The sequence below is a fragment of the Flavobacterium psychrophilum genome (assembly GCA_001708385.1).
In the GTDB taxonomy this organism is placed as follows: domain Bacteria; phylum Bacteroidota; class Bacteroidia; order Flavobacteriales; family Flavobacteriaceae; genus Flavobacterium; species Flavobacterium psychrophilum_A.
Genome location: CP012388.1, coordinates 724,027 through 737,924 on the forward strand (window position 1 = coordinate 724,027; position 13,898 = coordinate 737,924).

At 38.9% G+C, this 13,898-nt stretch carries 14 protein-coding genes; 7 read left to right on the forward strand and 7 right to left on the reverse strand.

The genetic code is table 11. From position 1 onward, the window contains the following. Window positions 1-60: 60 nt before the first annotated feature. Genes ALW18_03075 through ALW18_03105 form a run of 7 tightly spaced genes read right to left on the reverse strand, consistent with a single transcriptional unit; the run spans window position 61 to window position 6,401 of the window. Window positions 61-831 carry a tryptophan synthase alpha chain gene (locus ALW18_03075; protein AOE51579.1) on the reverse strand — a complete coding sequence of 257 codons (771 nt, stop codon included), beginning with the start codon at window positions 829-831 and terminating at the stop codon, window positions 61-63. Further along, window positions 828-2,012 carry a tryptophan synthase subunit beta gene (locus ALW18_03080; GenBank protein ID AOE51580.1) on the reverse strand — a complete coding sequence of 395 codons (1,185 nt, stop codon included), beginning with the start codon at window positions 2,010-2,012 and terminating at the stop codon, window positions 828-830. Before ALW18_03080 ends, ALW18_03075 begins: the two co-directional genes overlap by 4 nt. Next, window positions 1,999-2,634: a hypothetical protein gene (locus ALW18_03085; protein ID AOE54293.1), complete on the reverse strand. Its 636-nt coding sequence runs from the start codon at window positions 2,632-2,634 to the stop codon at window positions 1,999-2,001. The genes ALW18_03080 and ALW18_03085 overlap by 14 nt, the downstream gene beginning before the upstream one ends. Further along, on the reverse strand, window positions 2,631-3,419 hold the full coding sequence (locus tag ALW18_03090) for an indole-3-glycerol phosphate synthase (GenBank protein AOE51581.1): 789 nt from the start codon (window positions 3,417-3,419) through the stop codon (window positions 2,631-2,633). Before ALW18_03090 ends, ALW18_03085 begins: the two co-directional genes overlap by 4 nt. After that, window positions 3,416-4,408: an anthranilate phosphoribosyltransferase gene (locus ALW18_03095; protein ID AOE51582.1), complete on the reverse strand. Its 993-nt coding sequence runs from the start codon at window positions 4,406-4,408 to the stop codon at window positions 3,416-3,418. The genes ALW18_03090 and ALW18_03095 overlap by 4 nt, the downstream gene beginning before the upstream one ends. 23 nt (window positions 4,409-4,431) lie before the next feature. Then, window positions 4,432-5,007 carry an anthranilate synthase subunit II gene (locus ALW18_03100; GenBank protein ID AOE51583.1) on the reverse strand — a complete coding sequence of 192 codons (576 nt, stop codon included), beginning with the start codon at window positions 5,005-5,007 and terminating at the stop codon, window positions 4,432-4,434. A 2-nt stretch (window positions 5,008-5,009) separates the two neighbouring features. Further along, on the reverse strand, window positions 5,010-6,401 hold the full coding sequence (locus tag ALW18_03105; protein AOE51584.1) for an anthranilate synthase: 1,392 nt from the start codon (window positions 6,399-6,401) through the stop codon (window positions 5,010-5,012). Between the two features lie 412 nt (window positions 6,402-6,813). Here ALW18_03105 and ALW18_03110 point away from each other — a divergent pair, with 412 nt between their 5' ends. The 7 genes from ALW18_03110 to ALW18_03140 all read left to right on the forward strand — a co-directional run bounded on the left by ALW18_03110 (window position 6,814) and on the right by ALW18_03140 (window position 13,898). Then, window positions 6,814-7,995 carry an aldose epimerase gene (locus ALW18_03110; GenBank protein AOE51585.1) on the forward strand — a complete coding sequence of 394 codons (1,182 nt, stop codon included), beginning with the start codon at window positions 6,814-6,816 and terminating at the stop codon, window positions 7,993-7,995. A 251-nt stretch (window positions 7,996-8,246) separates the two neighbouring features. Further along, window positions 8,247-8,879, forward strand: a complete 633-nt coding sequence (locus ALW18_03115) for a chloroperoxidase (GenBank protein AOE51586.1) — start codon at window positions 8,247-8,249, stop codon at window positions 8,877-8,879. 105 nt (window positions 8,880-8,984) lie between these two features. Next, entirely contained in the window at window positions 8,985-10,322 is a 1,338-nt protein-coding gene (locus tag ALW18_03120; protein AOE51587.1) for a hypothetical protein, read from the forward strand. Between the two features lie 22 nt (window positions 10,323-10,344). Beyond that, the gene (locus ALW18_03125; protein ID AOE51588.1) at window positions 10,345-11,079 is read left to right on the forward strand and encodes a peptidase M17; all 735 of its coding nucleotides are present in this window, start codon (window positions 10,345-10,347) and stop codon (window positions 11,077-11,079) included. Between the two features lie 10 nt (window positions 11,080-11,089). Beyond that, on the forward strand, window positions 11,090-12,976 hold the full coding sequence (locus tag ALW18_03130) for an amidohydrolase (GenBank protein AOE51589.1): 1,887 nt from the start codon (window positions 11,090-11,092) through the stop codon (window positions 12,974-12,976). A gap of 11 nt (window positions 12,977-12,987) precedes the next feature. After that, window positions 12,988-13,419, forward strand: a complete 432-nt coding sequence (locus ALW18_03135; GenBank protein ID AOE51590.1) for a DoxX family protein — start codon at window positions 12,988-12,990, stop codon at window positions 13,417-13,419. Window positions 13,420-13,424: 5 nt separating this feature from the next. After that, window positions 13,425-13,898, forward strand: coding sequence for a Dps family ferritin (locus ALW18_03140; GenBank protein AOE51591.1), 474 nt, complete (start codon window positions 13,425-13,427; stop codon window positions 13,896-13,898).

Consider the following 13,898-nt stretch of genomic DNA (forward strand, 5'->3'; position numbering starts at 1 on the left):
AAACTGCAATTGCACAGTAAAAATGAACAACATACCTAAAATTGTTTATCATTTTACTGCTTACTTTATAATACTATCAACAAAATGTTTTATACTTTCTTTTGATGTTCCATTTTTCGCTATATGGTTGATAAACGCACTGCCTATTATACAGCCACTACCATAATTTGAAGCATTTTTAAAACTTGCATTATCATGAATACCAAACCCAATAAGGCGGTTGTTGTTAAGTTTCATGTTTTGTGTACGCTCCAGATATTCTTTCTGAAAAACCGTTCCCGTTGTTCCTCCTGTTATACTATTTGACGATACCATATATATAAACCCATCTGAATTATCATCAATTTCATGAATCCTTTCTTGCGATGTTTGAGGGGTTATAAGTAATATGTTTGAAATATCTTTTTCTTTACACAACTGCTGCAAATTTTCCTGATAGTAGGCTAAAGGCATATCGGGTATTATAATACCATCTATTCCTGTTTCATGGCATTTTTCTATAAATTCGGTTTCTCCAAATTGCAATACAGGATTCAGGTAACCCATTAGTACTATGGGTAACTTTGTTATAGCTCTTAGTTCTTTTAACTGATTAAACAGAATCTTTAGGGTCATACCGTTAGCAATAGCCTGTTCACTGCTTTGCTGAATTACAGGCCCGTCTGCCAGCGGATCTGAAAACGGAAACCCGATCTCTATCATATCAACACCTGCTTCATCAAGTCCCTTCACGATAGATAGCGTATCGTTAAGCTTAGGAAAACCGGCTGTTATATATATGGATACTATATCCTGCTGCTTGTGCTCAAATAATTGTTTTATTCTATTCATAGTGCTAAATGTTTTTTATAGGTTATCATGTCTTTGTCTCCGCGTCCCGACAAATTCACTACTACGACATCTTCTTTTTTAAATTTCATTTTATGCAGGTACGCCAAAGCATGCGCCGATTCTAACGCAGGGATAATACCATCTTTTTGTGATAGGTTAAGCGCTGCTGCCAATGCCTCGCTATCGGTAACATTAACTACTTCTGCCAACCCAGAATCGTGCAGATAAGAGTGCGCCGGACCGATACCCGGATAATCTAACCCTGCTGAAATAGAATGAGGTTCAACTATTTGTCCGTCTTCTGTTTGTATTAAATAGGTTTTACTGCCATGAATAATTCCTTTTTTGCCTAAGGCAATAGTTGCCGCAGTCTTACCGGAATACACGCCTTCTCCTCCTGCTTCAACGGCAATAAGTTTTGTTTTTTTGTCGCCTATGTAATGATAAAATGCGCCCATAGCATTACTGCCACCACCCAGACAGGCAATAATATAGTCCGGATTTTCGCTGCCTGTTTTATCTTTTAACTGATATTTTATCTCTTCGGATATTACCGACTGAAATATTGATACCATATCGGGGTACGGATGCGGCCCTACAACCGACCCTATTATATAATGTATATCCACAGGATTATTGATCCATTGTCTTATGGCCTCGTTTGTAGCATCTTTAAGGGTTTTGCTTCCGCTGGAAACGCCAACTACTTTGGCACCCAAGAGTTTCATCTTTTCTACATTCGGTCCCTGTCGTTGTATATCAATTTCGCCCATATAAATGGTACAGTCCATATTCATAAGGGCACAGGTAGTTGCCACAGCCACGCCATGCTGGCCTGCGCCAGTTTCTGCAATAATCTGTTTTTTATTCAAACGCTTTGCCAGCAAGATCTGTCCTACTGTGTTGTTTATCTTGTGCGCTCCTGTATGGTTAAGATCTTCCCTTTTAAGATAGATGTTCGTATCAAACATAGCCGACAGGCTCTTTGAATAAAACAAAGGCGTAGGCCGGCCTACATAATCGCGTAACAGTGTACGGAATTCCTCCTGAAAATCTGCAGAAGCTATTATATCTTTATAGTTTTTTTGTAATTCCTGCACATTCGGGTATAGCATTTCGGGGATAAAGGCACCGCCAAATTCACCGTAAAATCCATTATTATCGGGGCTAAATGTGTTCATATCTTTTTATTTTTTCAATTAATGATTGTACTGATATTACGTCTTTTAGTCCCGGATCTATTTCCATCCTGCTGTTAAAATCGTAGCCATACAACATTGGGTGTTTAAATTCTAATAATTGCTCAAGATTGTGCAAACCGAGTCCACCGCTTAAAAAGAAGGGGGTACTTAATTTGTAATTACTTACAACCTGCCAGTTGAAAGAATTTCCACTACCACCATAATCTGGGGTAACGGTATCAAAGAGAAAGTAGTCTGCACTGTCTTTATATTCTGTAAGTGATAAAAAATTAAATTCTTCACCAACTGAAAACGCCTTGATAAGCCTGTAGCCTTTTTGCTTTAAATCATTGCATTCCTTTGCAGATTCACTACCATGCAATTGCAATACATCGAGTTTATATTTTTTAGCAAGGCATTCTATTACAGGGATAGTTTCATTTACAAACACACCTACCTTTTGAATATTTTCGGGGATACTATCCAGACTTTTCGGTTTAAGGCTATCAACGGCAAACCGCTTTGACTTTGCATAGAAAATAAACCCTAAATAATCGGGCGAAAGCAATGCTATATCCTTAACATTATCGGCATACTTCATTCCGCATATTTTAATTTTCATAAGCTTAGTTCTTTGATTAAACTGTTGCATTTTCCTCCCGGATCTGTATTCTTCATAAAATATTCGCCTATCAAAAAACCCGAAAAACCACTTCTTTTAAGCTGCTTTATAACAGCAGCCGATTCAATACCACTCTCTGCAATTTTCACACAGTCCGCGGGAAGCATTTCGGCCATGCGAATACTGTTTTCAATATCTACCTCAAAAGTGTTGAGGTTGCGGTTATTAATGCCCACCAAATCGGCTGTGGTATCAATGTTTTGTACTATTTCCTTTTCGGTATGCGTTTCCAGAAGTACTTCCATTCCCAACTGATGAGCTACATTTGTAAAATCACATATTGTTTTAGGCGTAAGCATTTTGGCGATTAGTAAAATAACATCTGCGCCCATAGCTTTATACTCAAAAATTTGGTATTCATCAATTATAAAATCTTTTCGCAACATTGGAATTTTACTGATATGCTTTGCTGATCTAAAATCATTGTCTCTTGCACCGAAAAAGTGTTCATCGGTTAAAACAGACAATCCCGATACTCCCGCTTCAATATAACCAGATATTACTTTCTCGATATCCGCATCGATATTAATATTTCCCTTTGAAGGCGATTTCCGCTTAAATTCAGCAATAATTCCACTGCTATTTACATCGGTCAGTGCTTTCTTTAAAGAGATGCATTCCCTCTCAAAACCAGGACTTTGCTCTAGTACATTTAATGGATAAGCTGCCATACGCTGCTGCACTTCAAGTACTTTTTGTTGCTTAATGGTGTCTAATATTTTCATCGGATTGACTTTAAAGTATTGAATGCATTTTTTGCTTTCAGGCCAAATAGCGAGTCTTTCGCTATTGCAACGGTTTCTTCATATTGTTTTTCCGGATAGTATGTTTTAATAGCAGTTGCAGCATTTGCAAGCACAACATTATTTTGCTGTACCGTACCTTTTCCCTCTATTATTGTTGTGAAAATAGCAGCAGCATCTGCAACCGTTTCTCCTCCGTACAAATAGTCGGCAGACGTATTTTCAAAGCCCAGGTGTTCTGCTTTTAAGATACTTTCTCCTTTATTGCTAAACACTTTAGCATTACCGGTAAGTGTTATTTCGTCGTAACCATCTAATGAATGTATTATACTGTACTGTATGTCCTGCTTCTGAAAAAGGTACTGGTACATTCGTGCCAGTTCCAAATTAAAAACGCCTGCCATCTGCACCTTTGGCTGCGCAGGGTTTACTAAAGGGCCGAGCATATTAAAAAAGGTTTTTACCCCCAATTCTTTTCGAACCGGAGCTACATGCTTTAATGCAGGATGAAATAGCGGTGCGTGCAAAAAACATATGTTAGCTTCAGCGGCCTGTTTCTTTAATATATCCTCATCGGTTTGAAATACTAAACCTAAATGTTCTAAAACATTAGACGATCCCGAAATAGAAGACACACCATAGTTGCCATGTTTTGCAACCGCAATTCCTGCTCCCGCTACAACAAAAGATGTTAGCGTTGAGATATTGAAAGTATTTTTTCCGTCGCCGCCCGTACCGCAAACATCCATTGGGTTGCAAAACGACAGATCGACTGTATTACATAACGATAATAATGCCTCCCTAAATCCGCTAAGCTCTTCAAGGGTTATGTTACGCATTATAAATGTAGTAACAAATGACGCTATTTGGTTGTGATTGTAATTACCTGATGCAATATCTGTTAGCACTTCCTGTGCTTCGTGTTTTCTCAGGGTTTTATGTTGGTATAAATATTCCAGTATATCTTTCATTGTAATTGTCTTTGTAGTTAAAATTATTTGCCTGAGTTCCCTTTTAACCAGTTTGCTATCATTGCTATTCCGCTTTCTGTGAGTACCGATTCAGGATGAAACTGCAAACCTCTTACGTCATATTCTTTATGCCTTAGCGCCATGATATTTCCTGACTCATTTGATGCCAATACTTCGAGCGTATCCGGTAGTTTATTATCTACGATCCATGAATGATAATGTCCAACACTAATCCCCGATGAAATTCCGTCAAATAAATAATCCTCCTGTGTAATCGTTAAAGCAGAAGCCACCCCATGCAATGGCGTTTGCATATTAATTAGGCTGCCACCAAAACTTTCGGCAATAGCCTGATGACCAAGGCATATTCCCAGTATACTTTTTGACGATGCAAAACGTTTAATGATTTCCGGCATTAACCCCGCTTCTTTAGGAATTCCGGGACCGGGAGACAACAATATTTTATCAAAATTATTGATACTATCTAAATCTATCTTATCATTTTTAAGCACTTCTACCTCATCAACGCCAAGGTTATACAGTGTATGAACCAGGTTAAATACAAACGAATCGTAATTATCTACAACTAAAATTTTCATAACTAAATAGTATTTGCTATTTCAATGGCTTTTCGCAATGCCATTAGTTTATTATTAACTTCCTGTAATTCACTTTCCGGGTTGGATTTTGCCACTATACCACAACCTGCCTGATATGTAAGTTCATTATTCTGACTCAGGAACGATCGTATAAAAATGGCGTGGTTAAATGATCCGTCAAACCCTATTATGCCAACCGCTCCGCCATAAAACCCACGGCTCTCGGGTTCGTTATCATCAATAATTTGCATTGCCTTGTGTTTGGGCGCACCCGATAACGTACCGGCAGGATAACTCTCTCCAAATATTTTTACCGGATTGTAATCGGCATCCAGCTGGGCACTTACTTTAGAAACTATATGTATAACATGCGAATAATATTCTATCTGTTTAAACTCTTCAACTTTAACATCGTGGCTATTTCTGCTCAGATCGTTTCTTGCAAGGTCAACAAGCATAACATGTTCGGCATTTTCTTTTGGGTCTTCACTAAGGCTAACAGCAAGTCTTTTATCTTCTTCCGCATTTCCTGTACGTTTGAAAGTCCCCGCTATAGGATATATTAAAGCCTTGTTATTATTTATGGTTAATTGGGCTTCGGGCGAAGACCCAAAAATTTTAAAATCGCCGTAATCAAAATAAAAGAGATACGAAGACGGATTAACAGAACGCAATGCGCGATATACATTGAACTCGTCGCCCTTAAATTTTTTACGAAACTTTCTGGATAGCACTACCTGAAAAACATCGCCTAAAAAGCAGTGTTCCATCCCTTTTCTTATGGCTTTAAGAAAATCTTTATCATTAAAATTAGAGGTTTCGTTTTCTTCGGACGTAAAACCAAAATTGGTTACTGCACGATTTACGATGATATCGTTGATACTGTCAATCTGGGAGGTTTCTCCTTCCTGTAAATGTTCTAGCAAAAACATTTCATTGTTAAAATGGTTGAAAACAATGAGATACCTGAAAAACTGGTATTGTATAAGCGGCAGGTTAAAGGATTGATTTTTAAACTCAATATCTTCAAATAATGGAATGGCATCGTATGATGTGTACCCAAACAGTCCGCTGTTTACAAATCCAAAATCCAGTTTATCTGTTTTAAAAGATTTTGTAAACACGTTGAGTGTATCGGCAATGTTTATATCAGCATTAATAAAAATTTCTTTTTTACCGTCAGGATATTGCAAGGTTGTTGTCTCTCTTTCCGAAACAAAAGATGCCAATGGTTCAAGGCATATGTACGAGTAGCTGTTTTCCCTGCTTTTGTATTCTGAACTTTCAAGCAGAAAACAGTTAGGGAATTTATCTCTTAATTTTAAATACATCTCTACTGGTGTATTTGTATCGCTAAGCCTTTTTTGTACTACGGTTTTAAATGGATAAATCATTTTATATTGATTTAAGGATAATAAAAATGGAATGGGAGTTTTGGGGAAATAAAAAAAGCCCGCTGATCCAGCGGGCTTCTAATTATTTATTTTAGACACAAAATAATATATAGAAGTTTACCAACCGAATCCTGAGGATTTAGCTAGCCACCACCATGTATTATTTTGAGAAATGTTCTTCATAAGTCCTGCAAATGTATATAAATAGTTTTTACAATTCAAAATAATGCCTCTAAAATAAATTAAAATAACATTTTGTTAAGGATTATCCGGGTACAAAATTCTAACTCACATACGTACCTTATGTGCGTAGTTGCAGTAAACCAAATTATTATTAACTTGCCCGAAACGTACAACCAAGCCCGATGTAAGCACCATATTTACGTCGGGAAAAATCAACAGAATAAACTTTATGAAAAATTATAGGCTATTAGCTATATACATGGTAAGCATACCATTTTTTATTTCATGCAACGGAAAGAAAGAGTTGGAAAAAACCATCAATGATACTGCTAAACACGAAACTACTGCTTACAATACCAACCTAAAAGAAGCAGATTTTAAGTCGACCATAGACGGTAAAGAGGTGTCGCTATATTATATTAAGGCAAAGAACATTAATGTTGCTTTTACAAACTTCGGGGCGCGTATCGTAGGGCTATGGGTACCCGATAAAAACGGAAAGATGACCGATGTTGTGGTGGGTTTAAACAGTACGAAAGGCTATCAGGATGCTACCGAACCATATTTCGGAGCCACCATTGGCCGTGTAGGAAACCGAATTGCGAAAGGTACTTTTAAGCTTGATGGTAAAGAATACCATATTCCGCTTAACAATAATGGAAACACCCTTCATGGTGGTAAAAAAGGATTTCAGTATGTGGTTTGGAATGTGGAGCAACCCAACGATAAAACATTAGTTTTTACTTATAACTCACCTGATGGCGAAGAAGGTTTCCCCGGTAATGTACAGGTTAAAGTAAAATATAGTGTAGATGATAATCAAAATCTTAAAATGGCTTACGAAGCCGTAACCGATAAAAAAACGCCTGTAAACTTAACCAATCATGCGTTTTTTAACCTTAATGGCGAGGGCAGCGGAACTATACTGAACCACAAAGTTTTAATCAATGCCAACGAATACACTCCTGTAGATGCAGGTCTTATTCCATTTGGGAAACTTGAAAAGGTTGCAGGTACGCCATTTGACTTTACAACTTTTCACACTATCGGAGAAAGGGTCAACACAGATAACATTCAGCTTAAAAACGGAAAAGGTTACGACCACAACTTTGCACTTAATGATGGCATTACTAAAGAACTGCGCGATGTAGCCACTGTTGTAGGCGATAAATCGGGTATTGTAATGAAGGTGTTTACTGTAGAACCGGGTCTGCAATTTTACAGCGGTAACTTTATGCTGGGAAAAAACACTTTTAAATCGGGTGTTAAAGATGATTTTAGAACAGCATTTGCTATGGAAACACAACATTTTCCTGATGCTATAAACCAACCGGTATTTGCTCCTATTGTTTTAAAACCGGGAAGTACTTACAAAACAGCATCTGAATATCGTTTTAGTACAGAAAAGTAAGGACGAATACGTTTTTGAATAGTCCTGTTTCATCTGAGAAAAATATCAATATAAAGCCCGCTTAATTTTTTAAGCGGGCTTTTGCATCTTACATATCATGGTAATTTATGTGATGATTAACCCAACTCATAAAATTACGATATATCGTAAACTTAAAGCACGCTAAAAACAGCTAATCCCCTATTTTTAAAGGCTTTCATAACAAGGCATCGTATTGGCATAAGTAATAGAAAATCTTAATCTATTATTTTATGAAACCATCAGCAAACTTACTTTCCCCGGATAACCACGCTCTTGTGCTTATCGATTTTGAAGGTCAAATGGCCTTTGCTACAAACAGCATTGCTATTAGCGAACTTAGAACAAATGTAGCCGTTATATGCGGAGCTTCAAAAATTTTTAATGTTCCAACTATTGTAACCACTGTTGCAGAAGAAAGTTTCTCAGGCCCGGTATTTCCGGAAATCGAAGAATTCTATCCAATGGCAACTTCGGGTTATATAGACCGTACAAGCATGAACACCTGGGAAGATGAAGCTGCTTACAAAGCAATAACAGGTACTAAAAAACAAAAACTTGTACTTGCAGGTTTATGGACAGGCGTTTGTATTGTTGGCCCTGCACTTTCTGCACTTGCAGAAAATTATGAGGTATATGTAATTACAGATGCTTGTGGAGATGTTACTGCAGAAGCTCACGAACGTGCTATTCAGCGTATGGTACATTCAGGTGTAAAACCTATTACCTCAATTCAGTATTTACTGGAGCTTCAAAGAGACTGGGCACGTCAGGAAACGTATGTTGCCGTTACAAATCTTATGAAAAAATATGGCGGTGCTTACGGTTTAGGCATTCACTATGCACACAACATGCTTAAGCATTAATATTTTTAAAACAAGCTAGTCAACATTATACATAAATATCTGCCAGTGCTATCAATCCGTACCATATTATTTAAAAAGTTAAGTCATTTATTTGTCTTTGCCTTCTTGTGCCTTTGCGGCAATACTGCTTATGCACAAAGCTTTAAGCTTATGCGTTATGACGAGAACTACGAATATCTTAAAGACTCGTCACGCAACTTTTACGAGCAGGTAAAATACATTCCGCTTTCATCTGACGGGGCGACATGGTTATCGTTTGGTGGAGAGGCAAGGTATGAATATGTTGATTTTAGTAATGAGGACTGGGGCCGTTTAAATATCGGACATAACAATTTTTTGCTACAACGTTACGACCTTCATGCCGATTTGCACTTAAATAAAAGATTCAGGGTATTTGCCCAGCTTAGGAGTGCCCTGCAGGATGGCAGAAAAAACGGCTCCCGCCCTATTGACGAAGACCACCTTAATGTTCAGAACTTATTTCTTGATGCCATTGTTTACCAAAAGGAAGACAAAGCGATAACCATGCGTGTAGGAAGGCAGGAAATAGATTATGGCTCGGGAAGGCTTATCTCTGTACGCGAAGGCCCTAACGCAAGGCTTTATTTTACAGGAGCTAAGGTAATGTATACATCTGAAAGATTATCGGTAGATGCTTTTGCTATGATGGCAGATACTACACATACAGGTATTTTTGATAATAAGCCTTCGAAACAAGTTAATCTTTGGGGTGGATATTCTAAATACATTATTCCGCGTAGTGGTAATCTCGACCTGTACTATGTAGGCATAAGGAGAGACCTTTCTGTATTTGAGGAAGGTGCTGCTAAAGAAGTGCGCCATACTATTGGTACAAGGCTATGGAAATATGGTGGCGGCTTTATCTATAACCTAGAGGCAGCTTATCAGTTTGGCTCATTTGCTAACGGAAACATAAGTGCCTGGACTGGCTCTATAGATCTTGGCTACTCTTTCGAGAACATCAAATTTAAACCTACCATAAACCTGCGTAACGATTACATATCGGGAGATAAAAAAGCGGGAGACGGCACACTGCAAACCTTTAACCCCATATACCCAAAGGGAGGATATTTTGGTTTTAGTCCGCAAATAGGTCCCGTGAACCTTATAGATATCCATCCGTACGGGACACTGGATTTATTACCTCAGCTTAAAATGCAGGTCGATGTAGTATTTAACTGGCGTTACTCGCTTAACGACGGTGTTTACAGGCCAAGCGGAGGCTTTAACCTTCCGGGATCATCATCAGACAAACGATATATAGGTACAGCCTATCTGGCTAATTTCTCATATACCGTAAATAAATTTACCTCACTGGTAACAGGTATTCAATACTTTAAGACGGGAGAATTTATAAACGATATTATTCCAAATTCAAAAAACGGCCTTTTTTATAATATACGACTAGGCTTTAAATTCTAATACAATCTAAAAAAACCACATTATGAAAAATCTATCAATACGCATTTTTATAGCTGCATTACTATTAACAGGTTTAACCCCTGCAACAGTTATAGCACAACAAACAAAAACAGAAGTTAAAACTACACCTATAGGCACAAGCGTTGCCTGGGGTAAAGTAGATGGTGTAACTATCGAAGGGCTTGTTCAGGGTCCGTCGGCGGCAGTGGCAGACCTTCAGGTTGCCTGTGTTTTTGAATATACAGAAGGTGACATTTTTAACTCGCCCCCAGCTCTCCCTGCACAGTTAAACGGTATGGTTCATTTAGACGAGGCGCTAAAAGGTATTATTACAGAAGCACGTAAAACCGGAAAATTTAAGGGCCATGCTTATGAAACATTGCTTATAACACCTCCGGCAGGAATGCTTGCCGCTAAAAAATTATTGCTTATAGGTTTGGGAGACAGGAATAAATTTACGCCCGATGTTATGACCACCGTAGGAAGTGTTGCCATGAACGAAGCACTTAGGCTTGGCGTAAGCCACTATGCTTTTGCAAGCGACCTGAAAGATGCAGGTATTGATTCTCCTACTGCTTTAGTAGCCGAAAATGTTGTTTTAGGTTCGTTTGAAGCTTACAGAACTCAACAATGGTTAAAAGATAAAAAAATGGCAAACCACAAACCCCTTGTAAAAATTACATTGCTTGCAGGGCCTGCTTTTTATACGGTAGCCGGTGATGGTATTAAATCGGCAATTGCCAAATTAAACAAATAAGCCGCGACGTATGAAAGCTGATATAATATTATACAATGGTAAAGTTCACAGCTTTGCTAAAGTGAACGCCAACGCTACGGCTGTTGCCATTAAAGACGGAAAATTCATAGCCGTGGGCAATGATGCTGATGTGATGGAAATGGCTTCTGAAGGCACAAGGATAATTGACCTTGAAAGAAAAAGGGTTGTTCCGGGAATTAACGATTCTCACATTCACCTTATTCGAGGCGGATTGAACTATAATTTAGAATTGCGCTGGGATGGTGTACCATCATTAGCCGATGCTTTACGAATGCTTAAAGAACAAGTAGACCGTACCCCTTCCCCACAATGGGTACGCGTTGTAGGCGGCTGGTCTGAATTTCAGTTCGCCGAACGCCGCATGCCTACATTGGAAGAGATAAATGCAATTGCTCCCGAAACGCCTGTTTTTATCCTTCATTTATACGACAGGGCAATAATGAACAGGGCTGCCCTTAAGGCAGTTGGCTTTACTAAAGACACGCCTGCACCTCCGGGAGGGCAAATACAAAAAGACAGCAAAGGCGAGCCTACAGGATTAATTATAGCAACACCAAATGCTATGATACTGTACTCTACCCTTGCTAAAGGCCCTACACTTTCGTATGAGCACCAGGTAAATTCTACCCGCCATTTTATGAAAGAGCTTAACCGTTTTGGTATAACAAGTGTTATAGATGCCGGTGGAGGTTTTCAGAATTTCCCTGACGATTACAAAGTAGTTAATGAGCTTAATGAGAAAAAGCAATTAACCGTTCGTATTGCTTACAACCTGTTTACACAAAAGCCCAAGCACGAGTTCGAAGATTTTAGCGACTGGATAGACACCGTTAAACTATATCAGGGTGACGATATGTACCGCCACAATGGTGCGGGTGAAATGCTTGTGTTTTCTGCTGCTGATTTTGAAGACTTTTTACAGCCACGTCCGGATCTTACTGAAAACATGGAAGCCGATCTTGAAAAAGTGGTACGTCTGCTGGTTGCCAATCGCTGGCCTTTCAGGCTTCACGCTACCTACAACGAAAGCATAACCCGCTTTTTAAATGTGTTCGAAAAAGTAAATATGGATATTCCGTTTAACGGGCTTCCGTGGATATTTGACCATGCCGAAACTATTGATGAACGTAATATTGAGCGTGTAAAGAACTTAGGTGGCGGTATTGCAATACAAAGTCGTATGGCATATCAGGGTGAATATTTTACGGAAAGATATGGTGCCAAGGCTGCCGAAAATACACCTCCGGTTAAACGCATGCTGGAAATGGAAGTTCCTGTAGGTGCAGGATCTGACGCTACAAGGGTGAGCAGCTATAACCCATGGGTTTCTATGTACTGGCTTACAGTTGGTAAAACGGTAGGCGGGCTTCAGTTATATAACGAAAGCAGGTTAAACCGCGAAACCGCTTTAGAATTATACACTCGTGGCAGTGCGTGGTTCTCTCAGGAACAGCAGAAAAAGGGCGATATTCAGGTAGGTATGTTTGCAGATCTTGCGGTACTGGACAGGGATTACTTTAGCGTAGTTGATGAAGATGTAAAGAAAATTGAAGCCGAACTTACCATTGTAGACGGAAAAATAGTGTACGCTAAAGGCGATTTTTCTTCTTACTCTCCTCCTTCGGTGCCTATCCTTCCGGACTGGTCGCCTACCAATATTTACAACGGTTATTATCCGGCAGGCGGACATGCAGCGCATAGTCACCAGCATATTGGTAAAGCAGGAACAAAAGGAATTACTTCTGAGATTCATAGCTGTATAGGCAGTTGCGACGTACACGCCCACGACCATAACAAGGCACGTTTAAGTAACGTTCCCGTAAACAATTATACCGCATTTTGGGGCGCATTAGGCTGCTCATGTTTTGCATTTTAATTTAAACTATCATGATAGATTTTATAAAACAAATACTGTCTTCAGATCTTGGCAGCGCATTCAATAACTCGGCTATGCTGGTCTTCAGGATACTGCTTGCGCTGGAGTTATTCAGGGTTCACGGTATTAAAAAGTTTAGGGTAGAAAACGGGCAGAAAGAACACGTGCCAAACCCTCTTCACTTACCTGAAAAGCTTAACGGACTGGTAGCTACGTTTTCTGACACCGTAGTTCCGTTTCTCATTATGCTGGGTATTGGTACACGTCTGGTTGTATTGCCAACTATCGGCGTAACTGCTATAGGATATTTTGTGGTTCACCGTAAAGATTCGCTCGAAGTAAGAGATGTACCTTATATGTACACCTTGTCTTTACTATTGATACTTGCATTAGGCGCGGGAACATATTCACTAGATCATAATTTATTAACCATTTTACAATAAAACAGATGGAAACTAAAATCGGAATTAAACAGGAATATCTTGCTGAAGTAGCTTATGCTTTAAGTAAAGTACTGGCAGATGAATTCATATTATATACAAAAACCAAAAAAGCGCACTGGAATGTAGAAGGCCCGGACTTTTACAACAAACATCTTTTCTTTGAGCAGCAATATGAACAGCTTGATGACCTTATCGATACCATTGCAGAACGCATCAGGACGATAGGTCACTACGCTCCGGCAACACTAAAAGAATATTTGAGCCTTACACATCTTTCTGAACAATCAAGAGAAGGAAATGACAGCTTAGGATATATTAAAGAACTTTTGGCAGACCATGAAAGTATCCTGATTCATTTACGTGAAAACATAAACAATTTTGCGGGCGCACAGCATGATCTTGGTACTAGCGATTACATTACAGGACTAATGGAAACTCACGAAAAAATGGCGTGGATGCTGCGTGCACACTTAAAATAA